We start from the raw sequence: 17137 nt of genomic DNA, 5'->3' as shown, positions 1-17137 counted from the left end.
ATATCGTGGTGATCGTTACAGTAACGCGCGGTGATTTGCGCGACGAGATTGTCATGGCCAACGAAGCATTCGCCCTCTCGCCCATGTCTGCCCGCGCGGCCGAGCCGAACGAGCAGGATTACGACGCGATCCGCGAAGCCTTCATGGAAACCGCGCGCGGCCGCTGGTTCCTCGGCGAATATGCCAAGCGCAACCGCAACGCAGATACGCGCATGGTGCTCGATGCGGTCGCGAAGATCGAAGAAACCCTTGCGGCACAGCGACAACCCGTCGTCGAGGACCGCCTGCCTGAGGCGCTGATCGAGATTCGCCGCGCCATCCGCGAGGCCGAGACGATCGCGATCGCAGCGTTCGATCCCGCGGCGATCGAGGCGAGCCTCGCGCCGATTCCGCGCGGGGTGCGCATCATCAAGGAGATCTCCTGGCGCTGGCGCGAGATCGGCGCCGACGGGCGAATCTGCGACCTCATTGATTCGCAGCTCGCCTCGATCGAGGCCGCCTGCGGGCAGATCTCGACCATCGATCCCCGCGTCGAGCTCAAGGCCGCCTTCGATCTACTGAAGGATCGGGTCGAGCAGCTTGACGGCGACGCAACGCCGCAGGCCGCGCCGGCTCCCAGGCAGGAGGCACCGTCATCCGCGGCAGAAGCGCCGCATTCGGAGGTCGCGCTTGGCGCGACGGCGAGCGAAGCCCCCGTGGCTTTTACGGAGACGTCGCAGGACATCGCCGCCGCTCCCGAGGTCGAAGCAGCTGGCATCACTGATACTTCCGCCGTTGCCAAGCAGGCAATCGCGCCCGAGATCGTCGCCAAAAGCCAGGCAGCACCTGAAGAAGCCGCACGTGAAGAAGCGGCGCATGAAGACGTCGCTTTTGAAGAGCCCGCCGCAGAGCCCACTGCGATCCCGGAGGTCACCGACGAGTTCTCGCTCGACGCCGCCGCGGAAGCCGAGGATGAAGCCATCCTCGAGGCCATCGCGCTAGAGATGGCCGCGCCCGATCCGGAGTTCGACGAGATCATCGAGCCGGTGGAGATGGAAGCGGTCGCTCCGGAGCCGACGGCTGCGGAGGTCGCAGCTCCCGTTGCAGCGGAGCCGATCGCGCCAGAGCCGGTCGTCGCAGCGGTCGCGGACGAGCCCGCCGCGGACGCGCCGATCGCGATGGACTCGCTCGCGCGCCTCACCGACGCCATTGCGGAAGCCGCTGCCGAAGTGATGGAGCCGCCGGCCCCGGCCATGGCGACCACGGCAACATTCGCCGCGGCACCGAGCGCGACGCTGCCGATGCCCTCGCCCTTATCCACGTCCTTGCCCGAGCCCTCGCTCGGCGCCACCATCCTCGCCAGCGGCATCCTGCAAAAGCCCCGCGCCGCCGCCAACGACCCGCTCGCGCCGATCCGCCGCATGACCCAGGCCGAGAAGATCGCGTTCTTCTCGTGAGAGAGCGCGCGCTCTCGCCACATCGTCATTGCGAGCGAAGCGAATCAATCCGGAATCCCTCCGCGGCAAGATTCTGGATTGCTTCGCTGCGCTCGCAATGACGGGCTAGCCGCGCCCCCTCGTCACCCGCAATTCCAGACCGGCCCGATCGGCGTCCGCGTCCAGCATGGACCGAAACTGCCGCCATTGTAGCGGCCGCCGCCGAAGCCGGGGCGGCCGAAATAGTGCCACTCGCCATCCCAACGATAATACTGAGGGACCGGATCGATGTACCAGTGGCGCCGGTCGGCGCGCGACAGGCGACGCATCGCGTCCTTCTGCTTGTAGAGCGGAATGCTGTTGCTTAGCGGCTGGCGATAGCCTGGCAGGAAGCCGTAGCCGCGCCAGACCGGCTTGGGACGCTTCTGAACGGGCTCGGCGGGTGCGACTGCGGGCAGCAGAGACAGGATGACCGCAACGAATAGACACATAAGGCGCGACATGAATCGACAATAGTCGATCGACTGCGCGGAGGCCATCCTCCCAATCGATCCCCAACCATAGCGGGTTCTAAGCGTGATTCAGATCACGCAACTTACCATCGTGATAGGGATCACGGACGCCGGACTTGAACGCGCCCAGGCTTGCTCGCAACCAATCTCGCATCGAGATGAGTGGCAAAGGAGCACGCCATGTTCCGCCTAAAGCCTTTCCTGATGACGGCTAGCCTCTTGGGAAGCCTGTTCGGCTTCACCTGCGGGCCCGTTTCCGCGCAAGTCGCCCCGGCCCAGCCGGCTCCCACCGCGCTGCAAGGCCCGGAGCAGCGGGTGGCGCTGGTGATCGGCAATGCGAACTACCAGAACGCGCCGCAACTTGCGAACCCCGACGATGACGCGCAATCGATGGCGCAATTCCTGAACTCGGCAGGCTTCGAGGTGGTCGCCGCGACTGACCTGACCCAGAACGACATGCTGCGCGTGGTGCAGGACTTTTCCGCCAAGGTCGCTTCGCGCGGCCCCAACACGGTGGCGATGGTCTATTACGCCGGTCACGGCGTGCAGCTCGCCGGCGAGAACTATCTCGTTCCCGTCGACGCCAAGGTGTCGAGCCCGACCGAGCTCGTCAACAATTCGGTGCGTCTGGTCGACGTGATGTCGACGCTGGAGACGATCCCGAGCCGCATGCGCATCGTCATCCTCGATGCCTGCCGCAACAACCCGTTCCCCCAAGTCAACGACGCCGGCCGCGGCCTAGCCATCGTCGATGCGCCGAACGGCTCGATCGTCGGCTACTCGACCGCGCCGGGCGCCGAAGCGCTCGACGGCACCAGCGGCCACAGCCCCTACACGCAAGCCTTCCTCAACGTCGCACGCGAGCCCAATGTGCCAATCGAGCAGCTGTTCAAGCGCGTGCGCCTGCAGGTGAACCAGACCACCAGCGGCGCGCAGATTCCGTGGGAGAGCTCGTCGTTGACGAGCGACTTCACCTTCTTCGGCGACACCGCCGTTGCCGCCAACCGCGCGCCGGTGAAAGCGCCGGTGGTGCAGATGGCCTCCAACCTGCCGAGCCGCTCGACCCGCCAGGCCTATGATTACGTCGTGTCCGAGGGCCGGCCGGAATATTATCAGGAGTTCATCCAGATGTACCCGCACGATCCGCTGTGCGACCACATCCGCTGGCTGCTCAACAATCTCCTGGTCTCGCAGGCCTGGCACAAGGCCGTGCTCGCGAACTCGCCGCTCGGCTACAAGAGCTTCTATGACAGCTACAGCAACAGCCCCTATGCGCAAGTCGCGCTGAAACTGCAGGCGCAGCCGAAGCAGATCCCGTTGATGCAAGCGACCAAGTTCCTGGCGCCACAGAACATCGCCCCGACGCTGAAGATCGGCAATCTCGGCCAGCCCAAATACATGCCGCTGATGCAGCAGGGCAATGGCGGCGCGCAAGTGAACGGCAATCTGCCGGTCGTGCAGAAGCCGATCGACGGTAACGTCATCGGCAAGCTCGGCAATGGTGGCCAGATCATCAACCTGCCCTCAGGCAACAACCAGCCGAACGGCACGCCGTCGCAGACCCCGGGCAAGATCGTCACCCTGCCCGCGCCGACCAACACGAGCAACAACACTGGCGGCACCGGCAAGATCGTGACGCTGCCGGTGACCAACACCAAGCCGAATGCCAGCAACGCCAACGGCAAGCCGGGCAAGATCGTGAGCATGCCGGTGAATGTCGGTATGGGTGACTCGACTATCGATGTGAAGCCCGTTCAGACCCAGAACCACCCGATCCGCATCAACAACGGCAACACCGGTATCGTGAAGCTCAACAACAATCCGGTGAACAAGGTGCAGGTGCAGAATAACGTGCAGACCAATCGTCCGCAGCTCAACACGATGCCGAACCGCATGGTCAACAGCAGCAACAACTTCCGGCAGTCGATGAACCAGGCGCCGAGCACGGGCGGCGGCAACAATCGCCGGAGCTTCATGCACTGATCGCGCAAGAAGCGCACACGACAGGGGGGCAGAGCGGCAACGCTCTGCCCCTTTCTTCATGTCAGCTCTGAACATTGTCATTCCGAGATGCGCCGAGAGGCGCAGGCCCGGAATCCATTGTGCAGCAGGTCGGTGAGGAAATGGATTCCGGGTTCGCGCTCGCGCGCGCCCGGAATGACGCCTAAGCCACCAGCTCTGCGAACAACTCCGCATCGACATTGCCGCCGGAGAGCACGATGACGACGTTCTTGCCAGCGACGTCGAGACGTCCCGCCAGCAGCGCGGCAAGGCCCACGGCGCCGCCCGGCTCCACCACGAGCTTCAGCTCGCGATAGGCGAACGCGACGGCGGCGCCGACCTCGGCATCCGAGGCCGTGACGCCGCGCGCGAGCAGCTTGCTGTTGATCGCAAAGGTCATCTCGCCGGGCATCAGGGCCATCAGCGCATCGCAGATGGTGCGGGCCGCGGGCGGATGCGGCTCGCGATGGCCGGCGGTCAGCGAAATGCCGTGATCGTCGAACGCCTCGGGCTCGGCGACCACGATTTCGGCTAGCGGATAGCGCGCCTTCACGGCGGTCGCGACGCCCGCGATCAGGCCGCCGCCGGAGGCCGGCGCCACCACGATGTCGGGGGCAAGGCCGAGGCCCGCCATGTCCTCCGCAATCTCGCGGCCGGCAGTGCCCTGCCCCGCAATCACGAAGGGATCGTCATATGGCTTGACCAGCGTCGCACCGCGCTTCTCGGCGATGCCGCGCGAGATCGCCTCGCGGTCGTCGCGATCGCGATCGTACAGCACGACCTCTGCGCCGTAGGATTTGGTGCGGTCGCGCTTGGACAGCGGCGCATCCGCCGGCATCACGATCGTCGCCTGCATGTCGAGGATTTTCGCCGCGGCCGCCACGCCCTGGGCGTGGTTGCCCGAGGAGAACGCGACGACGCCGCCGGCGCGCTTGTCCTGCGGAATCGAGAACACCTTGTTGAAAGCGCCGCGGAACTTGAAGGAGCCGGTGCGCTGGAACATTTCCGGCTTCAGGAAGACCTTTGCGCCGACGCGCTCGTTGAGCACGGGAAAAGACAACAGCGGGGTGCGGATGGCGTAAGGCGCGATCACGCGCGCTGCGGCGTCGATGTCGGCGGGGCCGACCGGGAGGAGCTGTTCGGTCATGGCCGACTTTATCGCGGCCGACGAGCTGCGGGCAAGACACCTCCCCGCGAGGATTTTCCCCGTCAGGCGACGAAGCGTGGCTGTTCCGCCCTGTTCCGGCCGGGCAGTACCGCGCCGACCGCCTCGATGCTAGCCACGAAAGCCCTGGCCGAAGCCTCCCAGGTGTAATTGGCGGCGAACGCGACGCAGTCCTGCCGGGAGATGTCGAGCGCGGCGAAACAGGCGCTGCGCAGATCGTGATCGAGAACGCCGACCGGCGCATTGCCGATCACGTCGCGGGGACCCTTCACCGGGAAGGCCGCCACCGGCAGGCCGCTCGCGAGCGCTTCCAGTAGGACCAGACCGAACGTGTCGGTCTTGCTCGGGAACACGAAGACGTCGGCCGCAGCATAGATTTCCGCCAGCGCCTCGCCGTGCTTCTCGCCAAGGAAGATCGCATCGGGATAGGCCTCTTCGAGCGAGGCGCGCGCCGGACCGTGACCGACGATCACCTTGGTACCGGGCAGATCGAGATCGAGAAAGGCCTTGAGATTCTTCTCCACCGCAATCCGGCCGACCGACAGGAACACCGGCGCCGGCAGACAGAGGTCGATCGCGCGCGGGTGGAACAAATCGGTGTCGACGCCGCGCGGCCACAGCACGACATTGTCGAAGCCGCGATCGCCGAGCTCGCGGGCGAGCGCAGGCGTTGCCGCCATCACGGCACGGCTGGGCGCATGGAAGCGGCGCAGCGCGCGCCAGATCAGCGAGCCCGGCACCGGCACGCGGGCACGGACATATTCGGGAAAGCGGGTGTGGAAGCTGGTCGTGAACGGCAGCTTGCGCTGGCGGCAATAGCGGCGGACCATCAGGCCGATCGGCCCCTCCGTCGCAATGTGGATGCTGTCCGGGCGCGCCTCCTCGATCAGCTTTGCAATTCGCGCCGGACGCGGCATCGCGAGGCGCACGTCGCGATAGCTCGGCATCGCGAAGGTGCGGAACGATTGCGGCGTCAGGAACGTGAACGCGACGCCGAGCCCCTCGGCGGCGTCAGCAAGCTTGGTCAGCGTCCGAACCACACCGTTGACTTGCGGGTGCCAGGCGTCGGTCGCGACCAGGATGCGCATCAGGCAGCTCTCATCAGGCAGCTCTTGCCGCGACCTGCGGGACTTGTGCGGGCTTCTGCAAATGATCCGCCCAGGTGATGATCTCGAAATGGCCGTCGTCGTGCTCGACGAGGGCCGTGCAGCTCTCGACCCAGTCGCCGCAATTCATGTAACGGATGCCGGCCTCGTCGCGGATCACGGCATAGTGTATGTGGCCGCAGATCACGCCGTCGGCCTCATGGCGCCGCGCCTCGGCGGCGAGCGCCTGCTCGAACGCGCCGATATAGTTGACGGCATTCTTGACCTTCTGCTTGGCCCATTGCGACAGCGACCAATAGGGCACGCCGAAAAGGCGGCGGAAGAAATTGACCAAGCGATTCATCTGGATCGCGAAGTCGTAGGCCTTGTCGCCGAGATGGGCGAGCCAGCGCGCGTTCTGCACCACGAGGTCGAAGATGTCGCCGTGGATGACGAGATAGCGCTTGCCGTCCACGCCGGTATGGACGGTGTTCTCGACCACATCGATGCCGCCGAAATGCGTGCCGTAATAATTGCGCAGGAACTCGTCGTGATTGCCGGGAATGTAGATGATTTTGGCGCCCTTGCGCGCCTTGCGCAGCAGCTTCTGGACCAGGTCGTTGTGCGATTGCGGCCAGTGCCAGCTCGATTTCAGCGCCCAGCCGTCGACGATGTCGCCGACGAGATAGATGGTGTCGGCATCGTGGTAGCGCAGAAAGTCGAGCAGAAGGTCGGCTTGAGAACCGCGGGCTCCGAGATGGACGTCGGAGATGAACAACGTGCGAAAGCGCCGCTCCGGGCTTTCATCACTCACATCGTAGCTTCCCATGCGCCAGCCTGTAACAATGTCCCGTGACAGGGGGATGACCGATTGAACCTTCGAGGCACCTTCAAATACGAATCACGCCTTGCCTCGCCCTCCCCGCGAATATCAGTCGCATGCGACAATCAGGCGACATGGCGCCGCAGCGACCCCCCGCAAGACCAGATTGCCGCTGGAACCCACGAGGCAAGTGCGCTCCCTCTCCCGCTTGCGGGAGAGGGTTGGGATGAGGGTGCCTCCTCAAGCGATGACCCCGAGTGGAGAGAGCCCTCACCCGCGCCTTTCGGCGCGACCTCTCCCGCAAGCGGGAGAGGTCGCGCGAGCCCGCGTCAGTAAAACTTGTGGAAATGATGGATCGGCCCGTGGCCATGCCCGACGCTGAAGCGGTCGGCGGCTCCGATCGCGGCGCTGATCCAGGATTTGGCATTGCGCACTGCTTGCTCGAGATCCTCGCCCCTGGCAAGCCCCGCCGCGACGGCCGAGGACAGCGAGCAGCCGGTGCCATGGGTGTTATTGGTGGCGAGGCGCGGCGCAGCGAGCGCGATGGTGCTGTCGGCATCGACCAGATAGTCGATGCTCTCGGCGCCCTCGCCGTGCCCGCCCTTGACCAGGACTGCGCGGCAGCCGAGCGCCAGCAGGCGGCGCCCCTGGCTTTCGATCTCGGCCTTGCTTTCCGCCACGGGCTCCTCGAGCAGCGCGGCCGCCTCGGGCAGGTTCGGCGTGATCACCGAGGCCAGCGGTATCAGTCTCGTGCGCAACGCTGCGACGGCCTCGGAGGCCAGCAGGCGGTCGCCCGATGTTGCCACCATCACGGGATCGAGCACCACGTGGCGCGGCGCCCAGCGCGACAGCGCGGCCGCGATCGCCTCGATGCTGGCGGCCTGGGCCACCATGCCGATCTTCACCGCGCCGACATCGAGATCGGAAAACACCGCATCGATCTGTGCGGTGACGAACTCCGCCGGCACCGCGTGAATGCCGGTGACGCCGCGCGTGTTCTGCGCCGTCAGCGCCGTGATGGCGGAGGCGCCATAGACGCCGAGCGCGGCAAAAGTCTTCAGGTCCGCCTGGATGCCGGCGCCGCCGCTCGAATCGGAGCCGGCGATGGTGAGTGCGACCGGGGTCGTCATCGCGGGATGCATGTGCTGGAGGACACCGCCATGGCCTGTCCTAGCGCGACCGTGGAACAGCAGCAAGCGCGGCGGCCCGCTGCCATGATTCGTGGCGGCCCGTCGCGCCCGCAACCGGCGCGGCATGCCCCCGCAATCGTGCCGGCCTGAAAAATCGAGCCTCGCCATAGCCTTGATAACCTGCCCCTTGGCGTGCACACCGATGAGTGAGACGTTAGGTGGTAGAATCGTCCAGCGACACCATTCGCGCGAGCCGCCCCCGGCTCGCACGTCTTCCCGGGGTGGAATTATGTGGGCCTATTTTGAACGTCTCCTCGACTCCTCGATGCTGTCGCCGCACGGCATTTGCCTGTTGTGGGAACCCGAACTGATCTGGCTCCATGTCGTTTCCGACGCCTGCATCGCCGCCGCTTATTTTTCGATCCCGTTCGCGCTCGCGATCCTCGTCACCAAGCGGCGCGACCTCAAATTCGGTTGTTCGCGATCTTCATCATGGCGTGCGGCCTGACCCATGTGCTGTCGATCTACACGCTTTGGGTCCCGATCTATGGCATCGAAGGCCTCGTGAAGGCGACCACAGCGGTCGCGTCCGTGGTGACCGCCGCTGCGCTCTGGCCGCTGCTGCCGAAGATCCTGACGATTCCCTCTCCGTTCGAGCTGCGGCAGGTCCAGGCCGCGCTCGAGGAGGAGGAAATCAAGAGCCGGGACGCGACGCTCCTGCTCCAGCAGGTCGGGGAAGCCCAGCGCGCGATGCGCGACAGCATGGCGCGCCTCACCGCAATCGTCGAGACCGCGGTCGACGGGGTCATCCTGTTCGATGCGCAGGATCGAATCCTGTTGTTCAATCCGGCCTGCGAGCGCTTGTTCGGCTACCGGGCTGACGAGGTGATGGGCCGGCACATCGGCATGCTGATGCCCGAGGCAGCTGCTGCGTCCGACAGCCGCAGGGGGCATTTCGCGACCGGCGGCGAGGCCATCGGCCTGCGCAAGGATGAATCGAGCTTTCCGATGGACCTGTCGGTGGGCCAGGCGCGGCAGGACGGCGAATTGATCTTCGTCGGCATCATCCATGACCTCACCACGCGCAAGTTGACCGAGCAGCAGCTCCAGCAGGCGCAGAAGATGGAGACGGTCGGCCAGCTCTCCGGCGGCATCGCGCACGATTTCAACAATCTCTTGACCGTCATCATCGGCAACGCCGAGCACCTCAGCGAGCAGCTCAAGGCGAGGCCCGACCTCAAGCGGTTTGCCGACGACATCTGCCAATCGGGCGAACGGGGCGCCGAGCTGACGCAGCGCCTGCTCGCGTTCAGCCGCCGCCAGTTGCTCCAGCCTCAGATGATCGATTGCCGCGGCCTGCTCGATTCCATGTTCAAGCTGCTCAAGCGCACCTTGCGCGAAAATGTCGAGATCAGGACGAGCTCCGGGCCCGGCACGATCATGGCCTTTGCAGACCGCACCCAGCTCGAATCCGCGGTGCTGAACCTTGCGCTCAACGCACAGGATGCCATGCCATCAGGAGGACATCTGGCGCTGAGCACGGAGCTGGTTGCGATCGACGACGACTATCGTGTCCTTCACCCGGAAGTCGCATCCGGCACTTACGCGTTGATCTCGGTCACCGACGACGGCGAAGGCATGACGCCTGATGTCACCGCGCGCGCCTTCGAGCCGTTCTTCACCACCAAGGAGGTCGGCAAGGGCTCCGGCCTCGGCCTCAGCATGGTCTATGGCTTTGCCAAGCAATCCAATGGCCATGTCTCGATCTACAGCGAGGCAGGCCTTGGGACCACGGTCCGGATCTACCTGCCGCGCGCTGATGCAGGGCAAACACAGGCCGACCTCGTGGACGGCGAGGACACAGCACCCAGAGGCTACGAGACCATTCTGATCGCCGAGGACGATCCGTTCGTCCGCTCCTCCGCGATTCGCAGGGTGGAAGCTCTCGGATACCGCGTCGTCGCCGCGTTCAACGGCAAGGAGGCCCTGCAGCAGCTGCGCACCGACCCCAGCATCGACATGCTGTTCACCGACATCGTGATGCCCGGCGGCATGAGCGGTTGGGAGCTCGCCGATCAGGCGCGGCGGATTCGCCCGGGCCTGCCGGTCCTGTTCACCTCGGGCTACGCGCTGGAGACCCTGGTGGAGCAGGGCCGCGCGCATGCGCAGGCGATCGTGCTGACCAAGCCCTATCGCAAGGTCGAGCTCGCGCAGCGGCTCAGGGATGCGTTCGCCGCGGCGGCCGTCGCCTCCTGAGCGCTGGGCCGGCATCTGGCGGCCGGCAAGCTCGCTTGCTAAATTCGGCCCGTTTTGGCCTATTAGCCGGCCAGATGTGCTTTCGGAGTGACCGCGATGGTTCCCTTTTTCGTCCAGATCAAATGCAAGCTCGGCCAGTCCTATGTGGTCGCCAATGCGCTCGCCGAAGCCGAAATCGCCTCCGAGATCTACTCCACCGCCGGTCAATACGACCTCTTGGTGAAGTTCTACGTCGACAAGGACACCGACATCGGCCACTTCGTGAACGAGAAGGTGCAGGTGCTGCCGGGCATCCAGGACACCCTCACCATCATCACGTTCAAGGCGTTCGGCACGGGCTAGCGCCGCGTCAGTAGTGCGGGATGAGTTTGGTTAAACGATGCTTCGCATCGCCAGGCGCAATCCGACCTCTCCCCGTTGGGGAGAGGTGAACCACGGACATCCGATCGAGCTGCACTAGCTGCCCTGCTTGCGCTTGGGCGGCGTCGGCCCGTCCACCGGCGGCAGCGATTTGACGTAGTCCGCCATCGCCGCGAGAGCGGCATCCGGCAATTGCGAGGTGTTCTTGATGACGCGCGTCATCGCACCGCCGGCGCTGTCGCCGTCGGGCAATTCGCCGGTCTTGAGGAAATAGGCGATATCCTTCGCGCTCCAGTCACCGAGGCGCTTCTGGGTGATGTTGGGGACCCACCCCTCGCCTTCCGGATTGGGCCCGCCGGCAAACCGCTCACCGGAGATGATGCCGCCAAGCGCGTTGCGCGGGCTGTGGCATTCGACGCAATGGCCGAAGCTGTTCACGAGATAGGCGCCGCGATTGAATTCCGGCGACTTCGCGGCGTCGGCGACGAAGGGCTTGTCGTCCAGAAATAAGAACTTCCAGATACCGATGTTGCGCCGGATGTCGAAGGGAAAGCCGACGTCGTGGTCACGCACTTTGCCTGCAACGGCCGGCAGCGTTTTCAGATACGCAAAGAGATCGAGCACGTCCTCACGCCTGGCGTGCTGATAGGAGGTGTAGGGAAACGCCGGAAAGTAATGCTGCCCGGACGGCGAGACCCCGTGCATCACCGCATTGACGAAATCGGCATCCGTCCATTTGCCGATGCCGTCGGCCGGATCGGGCGAGATGTTCGGCGCGTAGAACGTTCCGAACGGCGACTTGATCGCGACGCCGCCACCGAGCCTGAGACGATCGGGCTGATTGGGAACGGCATGGCAGGACGCGCAGCCGCCGACGTTGAACATCACCTCGCCATTGGCAAGATCAGGCGCATGGGGCGGCGGCGTGGTGCTCGCAGCCGCCACCACCGGCGCGCTGAGCCACCAATAGATGCCCGTAGCGGCGATCGCGACGAGCAACGCCACGAAAATTGTTCGTTGCAACATGCTGATCCATTCATTTGTTGCGGCGAACCTATGACCGATCTCCGTGTGGCTCCAACCACAAAGAATTTAGCCCGCCCTGGCCGGAAACGGGAATAAACTGAAATGCCGACTGTTGAAAGTTAGCCAGCCCGAACGGGTTTTGCAGGGAGAATGTCATGAACAAGACCGTCATCGCCATGTGCGCGCTCGGTGCCGTCGCTTTTGCAGGCCCGGCCTGCGCCGAAAAGCTGAAAGCAACGCTCGACCCCAAGTCCGAGGTGCCCGCAACGACCAGCAGCGGCAGCGGAACGGCCGACCTGAACTACGATGCAGCCAGCAAGAAATTGTCCTGGACTGTCAACTATTCCGGGCTCTCTGGCCCTGCCACCGCGGCTCATTTCCATGGCCCGGCCGAGGCGGGCAAGAACGCCGGCGTTGCGGTCGCGATCCCGAACGCGGCCTCAAGCCCGGTCAAGGGCGAAGCGACGCTCACCGACGCGCAGGCGGCCGATCTGCTCGGCGGCAAGTACTACATCAACATCCACACGGCGGCGAACCCGGGCGGCGAGATCCGCGGCCAGGTGACGAAGTAAGCGCAAACGCTGCTTCGTCGCGGAAGGGCCGGATGCTGGGAGGGAGCGTCCGGCCTTTTCGATTCTCGCCACGCTCAAGCCGCGTTCAGCGCCTGCGCTAGGTCGGCGATCAGGTCCGACGGATTTTCGATTCCGATCGACAGTCGGATCGTGGAATCGAGGACACCGATTTTCCGGCGGATGTCGGCGGGAACGCCGGAATGGGTCATCGTCGCCGGCAGGCTGGCCAGCGATTCCGTTCCGCCGAGACTCACGGCGAGCTTGAAGATCTGGAGCGCGTTGAGGAATTTGACGGCCGCTTCCTTGCCGCCGACGATATCGAACGAGAAGGTGGAGCCGGCGCCTGAGCATTGCTCCGCGAACACCCGTCCGGCTGGCGATGCGTCCTCGTGATGACCGAGATAGTGGACTTTCGCCACCTTGGGGTGATCGCGCAAATAGTCTGCGACGAGGCGCGCATTCACATCGGCCTTTTCCATGCGCAGGCTCAGCGTCTCGAGCGACCGGTTGATCATCCAGCAGGAATGCGGATCGAGCTGGGTGCCGATGGCGCCGCGCAGCGCCTTGATCCCCTTCATGAGCGCCTTCGAGCCGAGCGCGGCGCCCGCGATCAGGTCGGAATGACCGCCGACATACTTCGTGAGCGAGTACAAGGAAATATCTGCGCCGTGCTCGATCGGTCGCTGAAACACCGGTCCGAGCAGCGTATTGTCGCAGGCGATGATCGGTGTGTGTCCCTGAGCCTTTCCGATGACTTCGGCGACACGGCGCATCATCGCGATGTCGACCAGCCCGTTGGTCGGGTTGGCGGGAGTTTCGATCAGGATCATCGACACCCGGCCCTTGCCCATGGCCTCCTCCGCAGCCTGCTTGACTGCGGCCTCGTCGATGCCGTCGGCGAAGCCGACGGCGCCGATCGACAGACGCGCAAGCGTATTCGTCAGCAGGGTTTCCGTCCCGCCATAGAGCGGCTGGGAGTGCAGAATGACGTCGCCGGGGCGAACGAAAGCCAGGATCGTGGTTGCGATGGCTGCCATGCCGGACGAGAACAGGGCGCAGCTCTCGGTGCGCTCGTAGATCGAGAGCCGATCCTCGACGATCTCGCTGTTGGGATGATTGAAGCGCGAATAGACTAGGCCCGCGCCCATCCCTTCCGGCGGCTCGCGCCGCCCGGCGACGTAGTCGAAGAAATCCTGGCCGTCGTCGGCCGTCTTGAACACGAAGGTCGAGGTCAGGAACACCGGCGGCTTGATGGCGCCTTCCGACAGTTGCGGGTCATAGCCATAGGTCAGCATCAGCGTTTCCGGATGCAGCATATGGTTGCCGATGTGGGTCTTCGACGGGAACGGTTTTGCCATGGCCTATCTCGCTGTTGATTCAGTTCCTCGCCGGGCGTTGGAACTCCTGCTGTCATGAGGCAGTCAGGCGCGAGATGCGCCGGCATCCAACAGCTCACATCAATGCCGCGGCGGCTGAAGCAAACATAACCGCTCTCACGGCGATCCGTCAGGCCTCGCGGAGGAATTTCCTACCGTGCTGCGCCGCGACTCGCGGCCCATGGTCGCGCAAAAAGGGCGGCTGCTTTCGCAACCGCCCTTTCGTGAGTCCTAGTGGCCCGGATGGAGCGCAGCGCAATCCGGGACGGACTATCATTCTTGGATAGACCTCCCGGATTTCGCTTCACTCCATCCGGGCTACGGACTTGGCCCTGTTATTTCAGCTTCACCCGATACGTCTCGTGGCAATCGGTGCAGCGATCGTTGATCGCGGTATAGGCCGCTTTCAGGCTCGCGACATTGGTGATCTTGCCTTTGACGTCGGCGATCGCCTTCTGCACCGGCGGGATCTTGGAATCGAAATCGGCCTTGTTCTGCCAGACCTTTTGCGAGGCGCCGTACGTCGCGTTCACCACGTCCTGCTTGGGATTGACCTGGAAGGTCTTGGCGATCTTGGCGACATCCGCCTCCATGCTGGCGATGGCCTGATCGACCGCTTTCTGGTCGTAGGGGATGTCGCCCTTGGTCATCTTCTGGATGATGCCATACTGGTTCTTGGCGATCGAGCGCATCAGATTGTCCTGCTGAACGGCGATCTCCTGCTGCGCCATCACGGCGCCCACACCCAGCAGCAGGGTACCCGCGACAATCATCGTTCGTCTCATCGGCATGTGTCTCCGAGGCGGTTGGGGGAATTCGGCCATCATGAATAGAACCCCGCGCAGGGCGTTTATTCCCGCGCGGAGGTTCTGGGCCTAGAGACTGTGACGGCGGTGATGCTCGTTGATCGCGATCCACACCCGCTCGGGCGTTGCCGGCATGTCGATGTGGTCGATCTTGTATTCGCGCCAGAGCGCATCGACGATGGCGTTGACGACGGCCGGACAGGAGCCGATCGCGCCGGCCTCACCCGCCCCCTTCACCCCCAGCGGATTGGTCTTGCAGGGAACGTTGTTGGTCTCGAACACGAAGGCCGGCCCGTCCGCCGCGCGCGGCAGCGCGTAGTCCATGTAGGTCGCGGTGATGAGCTGGCCGTCGCTCGCGCCATAGACCACCTGCTCCATCAAGGCCTGGCCGATGCCCTGCATGGCGCCGCCATGCACCTGCCCCGCCAGCAGCAGCGGATTGAGCGTCTTGCCGAAATCGTCGACGATCACATAGTTGACGATCTTGATGATGCCGGTGGCCGGATCGAGCTCGACCTCCGCCAGATGCGTGCCGTTGGGATAGGTGCCGTCGGCGCTGGCGAAGGTGGCGCTGCCGTTGAGTTTCGACGGATCGGCGCCGGGCCGCTTGGCGAGGTCGGCAAAGGAGATCGAGCGGTCGGTGCCGGCGATCCGGATCACGCCGTCGGTGATCTCGAGGTCGCCCGCACTCGCTTCTAGCGCCTGCGCTGCGAACTCCTTCAGCTTCTTGCCGAGATCGCCCGCAGCACGCTCCACGCAGACGCCGCCGGTGGGAATCGAGGCCGAACCGCCGGTGCCGAGACCCGTCGCAATCTCGTCGGTGTCGCCCTGGTGGATATGCACACGCTCCGGCGGCAGGCCGAACTGTTCGGCGACGATCTGCGCATAGGCGGTCTGATGACCCTGTCCGCTCGATTGCGTGCCGATCAGGACGGTGACGTCGCCATTGGGATCGAGGCGGACGTTGGCCGTCTCCTCACCCATCACGCCGCAAATCTCGACGTAGCTCGCAAGGCCGATGCCGCGGATCAGCCCCTGCTTCTTGGCTGCCTTGGCGCGCTTTCCAAACTCCTTCCATTCCGCGATCTCCATCGCGCGCTTCAGATGCGCGGCGAAGTCGCCGGAATCGTAGACCTTGCCGGTCGCGGTCTTATAAGGCAGCGCCTTCAGCGGGATGAAATTCTTGCGACGGATGGCATCCGGCGTCATCTCGAGTTTGCGCGCGCAGGCGTCGACGAGGCGTTCGATGACGTAGGCCGCCTCCGGCCGTCCGGCACCGCGATAGGCATCGACCGGCACGCTGTGGGTGAAGATGGTGCGCACCCGGCAGTGGAAGGCTTGGATGTCGTAGAGGCCCGGCAGCATGCCGGCGCCGCCGTGCGGGATATAGGGCCCGAAGGTCGACAGATACGCGCCCATGTCGCCCATCAGGTCGCAATCCATCGCGAGGAACTTGCCGTCCTCGGCCAGCGCCATCTTGGCGGTGGTGACGTTGTCGCGGCCCTGCGCGTCGCCCATGAAATGCTCGGAGCGATCGGCCGCCCACTTTACCGCCTTCTTCAGCTGTCGCGCCGCGACCGCCATCAGGGCGTATTCCCGGTACGGAAACAGCTTTGTGCCGAAACCGCCGCCGACGTCTGGGCAGATCACCCGCATCTTGTCGGTGGGGATGTTGAGCACGTTCTGGCAGAGGATGTCGCGCAGGCGATGGCTGCCCTGGCTGCCGACGGTCAGCGTCAGATGGTCGCGCTTGGCGTCGTATTCGCAGACCGCCGCGCGCGTCTCCATGAAGCTCGCGACCACGCGCGGATTGACGATGGAGATTTCGGCGACCGCATGCGCCTTGGCGAAGGCGGCTTCGGTCGCGGCCTTGTCGCCGATCGAGACGTCGAACAGCACGTTACCCGGCTTGTCCGGCCAGACCTGCGGCGCGTCTTTCTTGACTGCGTTGACGACGCCGGTCACCGCCGGCAGCGGGCTCCATTTGACGTCGATTGCCTCGATCGCGTCACGGGCCTGATCGATGGTCTCGGCGACCACGAAGGCGACGGCGTCGCCGACATGGCGCACCTCATCCTTGGCGAGGATTGGGTATGGCGGTCCGGTGAACGGATCGGTCTCGAGGTTGAACAGGCACGGCAGATTGCCGAGATCCTTGACGTCCTCGGCAGTCAGGATCAGCGCGACGCCGGGCAAGCCGCGGGCGCGGCTCACATCGATGGTATATTTGGCATGCGCATGCGGCGAGCGCAGCATCAAGCAGCGGAGCGCGGCCTGCGGCGTGTAATCGTCGGTATAGCGACCCTTGCCGCGGATGAGTGCGTCATCCTCCTTGCGCAGCACGCTTTGGCCAACGCCGAATTTGATGGGAGCCGCCATTTTGTCTTCCGTTCTCATGGTTGTTTTGGCGGCATATTGCCGTGGAAAAACTTGCAAGGCAAACGGGTTTAGGCACCCGGAGTCCGCGAAAGTTGTTCGCTGCCCTCGCCTGTTAGAGCGGATGGGCGCGAAAGGTCGCAGCTCGGTCATTTCCCCGTGAAGATCGGTCCGGCTATTGGCATGATAGTTGCCGAACTAACCCGCACACTCCCATGAACAAGCGGCCGCGCT

Annotated in this window: 13 protein-coding genes and 1 pseudogene; 5 read left to right on the top strand and 9 right to left on the bottom strand. The window is 64.6% G+C overall.

Annotated elements, in window-relative coordinates; translation table 11 throughout:
• Positions 1-53: 53 nt before the first annotated feature.
• Complete coding sequence (locus XH85_RS17340; RefSeq protein ID WP_164940233.1) at positions 54-1436, top strand: hypothetical protein; 1383 nt, start codon at positions 54-56, stop codon at positions 1434-1436.
• A 122-nt stretch (positions 1437-1558) separates the two neighbouring features.
• On the opposite strand, the gene XH85_RS17335 is transcribed toward XH85_RS17340, so the two are convergent.
• Positions 1559-1918 carry a hypothetical protein gene (locus XH85_RS17335; protein ID WP_128937315.1) on the bottom strand — a complete coding sequence of 120 codons (360 nt, stop codon included), beginning with the start codon at positions 1916-1918 and terminating at the stop codon, positions 1559-1561.
• 189 nt (positions 1919-2107) lie between these two features.
• Between XH85_RS17335 and XH85_RS17330 the strand changes: the two genes are divergently transcribed.
• Positions 2108-3910: a caspase family protein gene (locus XH85_RS17330; protein WP_164940234.1), complete on the top strand. Its 1803-nt coding sequence runs from the start codon at positions 2108-2110 to the stop codon at positions 3908-3910.
• Positions 3911-4091: 181 nt separating this feature from the next.
• On the opposite strand, the gene XH85_RS17325 is transcribed toward XH85_RS17330, so the two are convergent.
• From XH85_RS17325 to thiD, 4 genes are all read right to left on the bottom strand, one after another.
• On the bottom strand, positions 4092-5075 hold the full coding sequence (locus XH85_RS17325; RefSeq protein ID WP_128932764.1) for a threonine/serine dehydratase family protein: 984 nt from the start codon (positions 5073-5075) through the stop codon (positions 4092-4094).
• Positions 5076-5137: 62 nt separating this feature from the next.
• Positions 5138-6181: a glycosyltransferase family 4 protein gene (locus tag XH85_RS17320; RefSeq protein WP_128932763.1), complete on the bottom strand. Its 1044-nt coding sequence runs from the start codon at positions 6179-6181 to the stop codon at positions 5138-5140.
• Between the two features lie 13 nt (positions 6182-6194).
• The gene (locus tag XH85_RS17315; RefSeq protein ID WP_091891998.1) at positions 6195-7007 is read right to left on the bottom strand and encodes a UDP-2,3-diacylglucosamine diphosphatase; all 813 of its coding nucleotides are present in this window, start codon (positions 7005-7007) and stop codon (positions 6195-6197) included.
• Positions 7008-7330: 323 nt separating this feature from the next.
• The gene (thiD, locus tag XH85_RS17310) at positions 7331-8131 is read right to left on the bottom strand and encodes a bifunctional hydroxymethylpyrimidine kinase/phosphomethylpyrimidine kinase (RefSeq protein WP_128937314.1); all 801 of its coding nucleotides are present in this window, start codon (positions 8129-8131) and stop codon (positions 7331-7333) included.
• A gap of 289 nt (positions 8132-8420) precedes the next feature.
• Here thiD and XH85_RS17305 point away from each other — a divergent pair.
• Positions 8421-10387 (top strand): annotated as a pseudogene (locus tag XH85_RS17305) (PAS domain S-box protein).
• Positions 10388-10483: 96 nt separating this feature from the next.
• A complete protein-coding gene (locus tag XH85_RS17300; RefSeq protein WP_061878884.1) occupies positions 10484-10729 on the top strand; it encodes an Lrp/AsnC ligand binding domain-containing protein in 246 nt (81 codons plus the stop codon).
• Between the two features lie 114 nt (positions 10730-10843).
• On the opposite strand, the gene XH85_RS17295 is transcribed toward XH85_RS17300, so the two are convergent.
• Complete coding sequence (locus XH85_RS17295; protein ID WP_128932762.1) at positions 10844-11773, bottom strand: cytochrome c; 930 nt, start codon at positions 11771-11773, stop codon at positions 10844-10846.
• Positions 11774-11928: 155 nt separating this feature from the next.
• Here XH85_RS17295 and XH85_RS17290 point away from each other — a divergent pair, with 155 nt between their 5' ends.
• Positions 11929-12345: a CHRD domain-containing protein gene (locus tag XH85_RS17290; RefSeq protein WP_128932761.1), complete on the top strand. Its 417-nt coding sequence runs from the start codon at positions 11929-11931 to the stop codon at positions 12343-12345.
• Between the two features lie 74 nt (positions 12346-12419).
• On the opposite strand, the gene XH85_RS17285 is transcribed toward XH85_RS17290, so the two are convergent.
• The 3 genes from XH85_RS17285 to XH85_RS17275 form a co-directional block, all read right to left on the bottom strand.
• Positions 12420-13703: a cystathionine gamma-synthase family protein gene (locus XH85_RS17285; RefSeq protein ID WP_128932760.1), complete on the bottom strand. Its 1284-nt coding sequence runs from the start codon at positions 13701-13703 to the stop codon at positions 12420-12422.
• A gap of 353 nt (positions 13704-14056) precedes the next feature.
• Complete coding sequence (locus XH85_RS17280) at positions 14057-14506, bottom strand: cytochrome c (RefSeq protein ID WP_128932759.1); 450 nt, start codon at positions 14504-14506, stop codon at positions 14057-14059.
• Between the two features lie 90 nt (positions 14507-14596).
• Entirely contained in the window at positions 14597-16906 is a 2310-nt protein-coding gene (locus tag XH85_RS17275) for a xanthine dehydrogenase family protein molybdopterin-binding subunit (RefSeq protein WP_128932758.1), read from the bottom strand.
• Between the last annotated feature and the right edge of the window lie 231 nt (positions 16907-17137).

The organism is Bradyrhizobium zhanjiangense (assembly GCF_004114935.1).
Classification (GTDB): Bacteria; Pseudomonadota; Alphaproteobacteria; order Rhizobiales; family Xanthobacteraceae; genus Bradyrhizobium; species Bradyrhizobium zhanjiangense.
The sequence above is the reverse complement of the archived record's forward strand: the minus strand, read 5'-3'. Positions and strand labels throughout refer to the sequence as shown.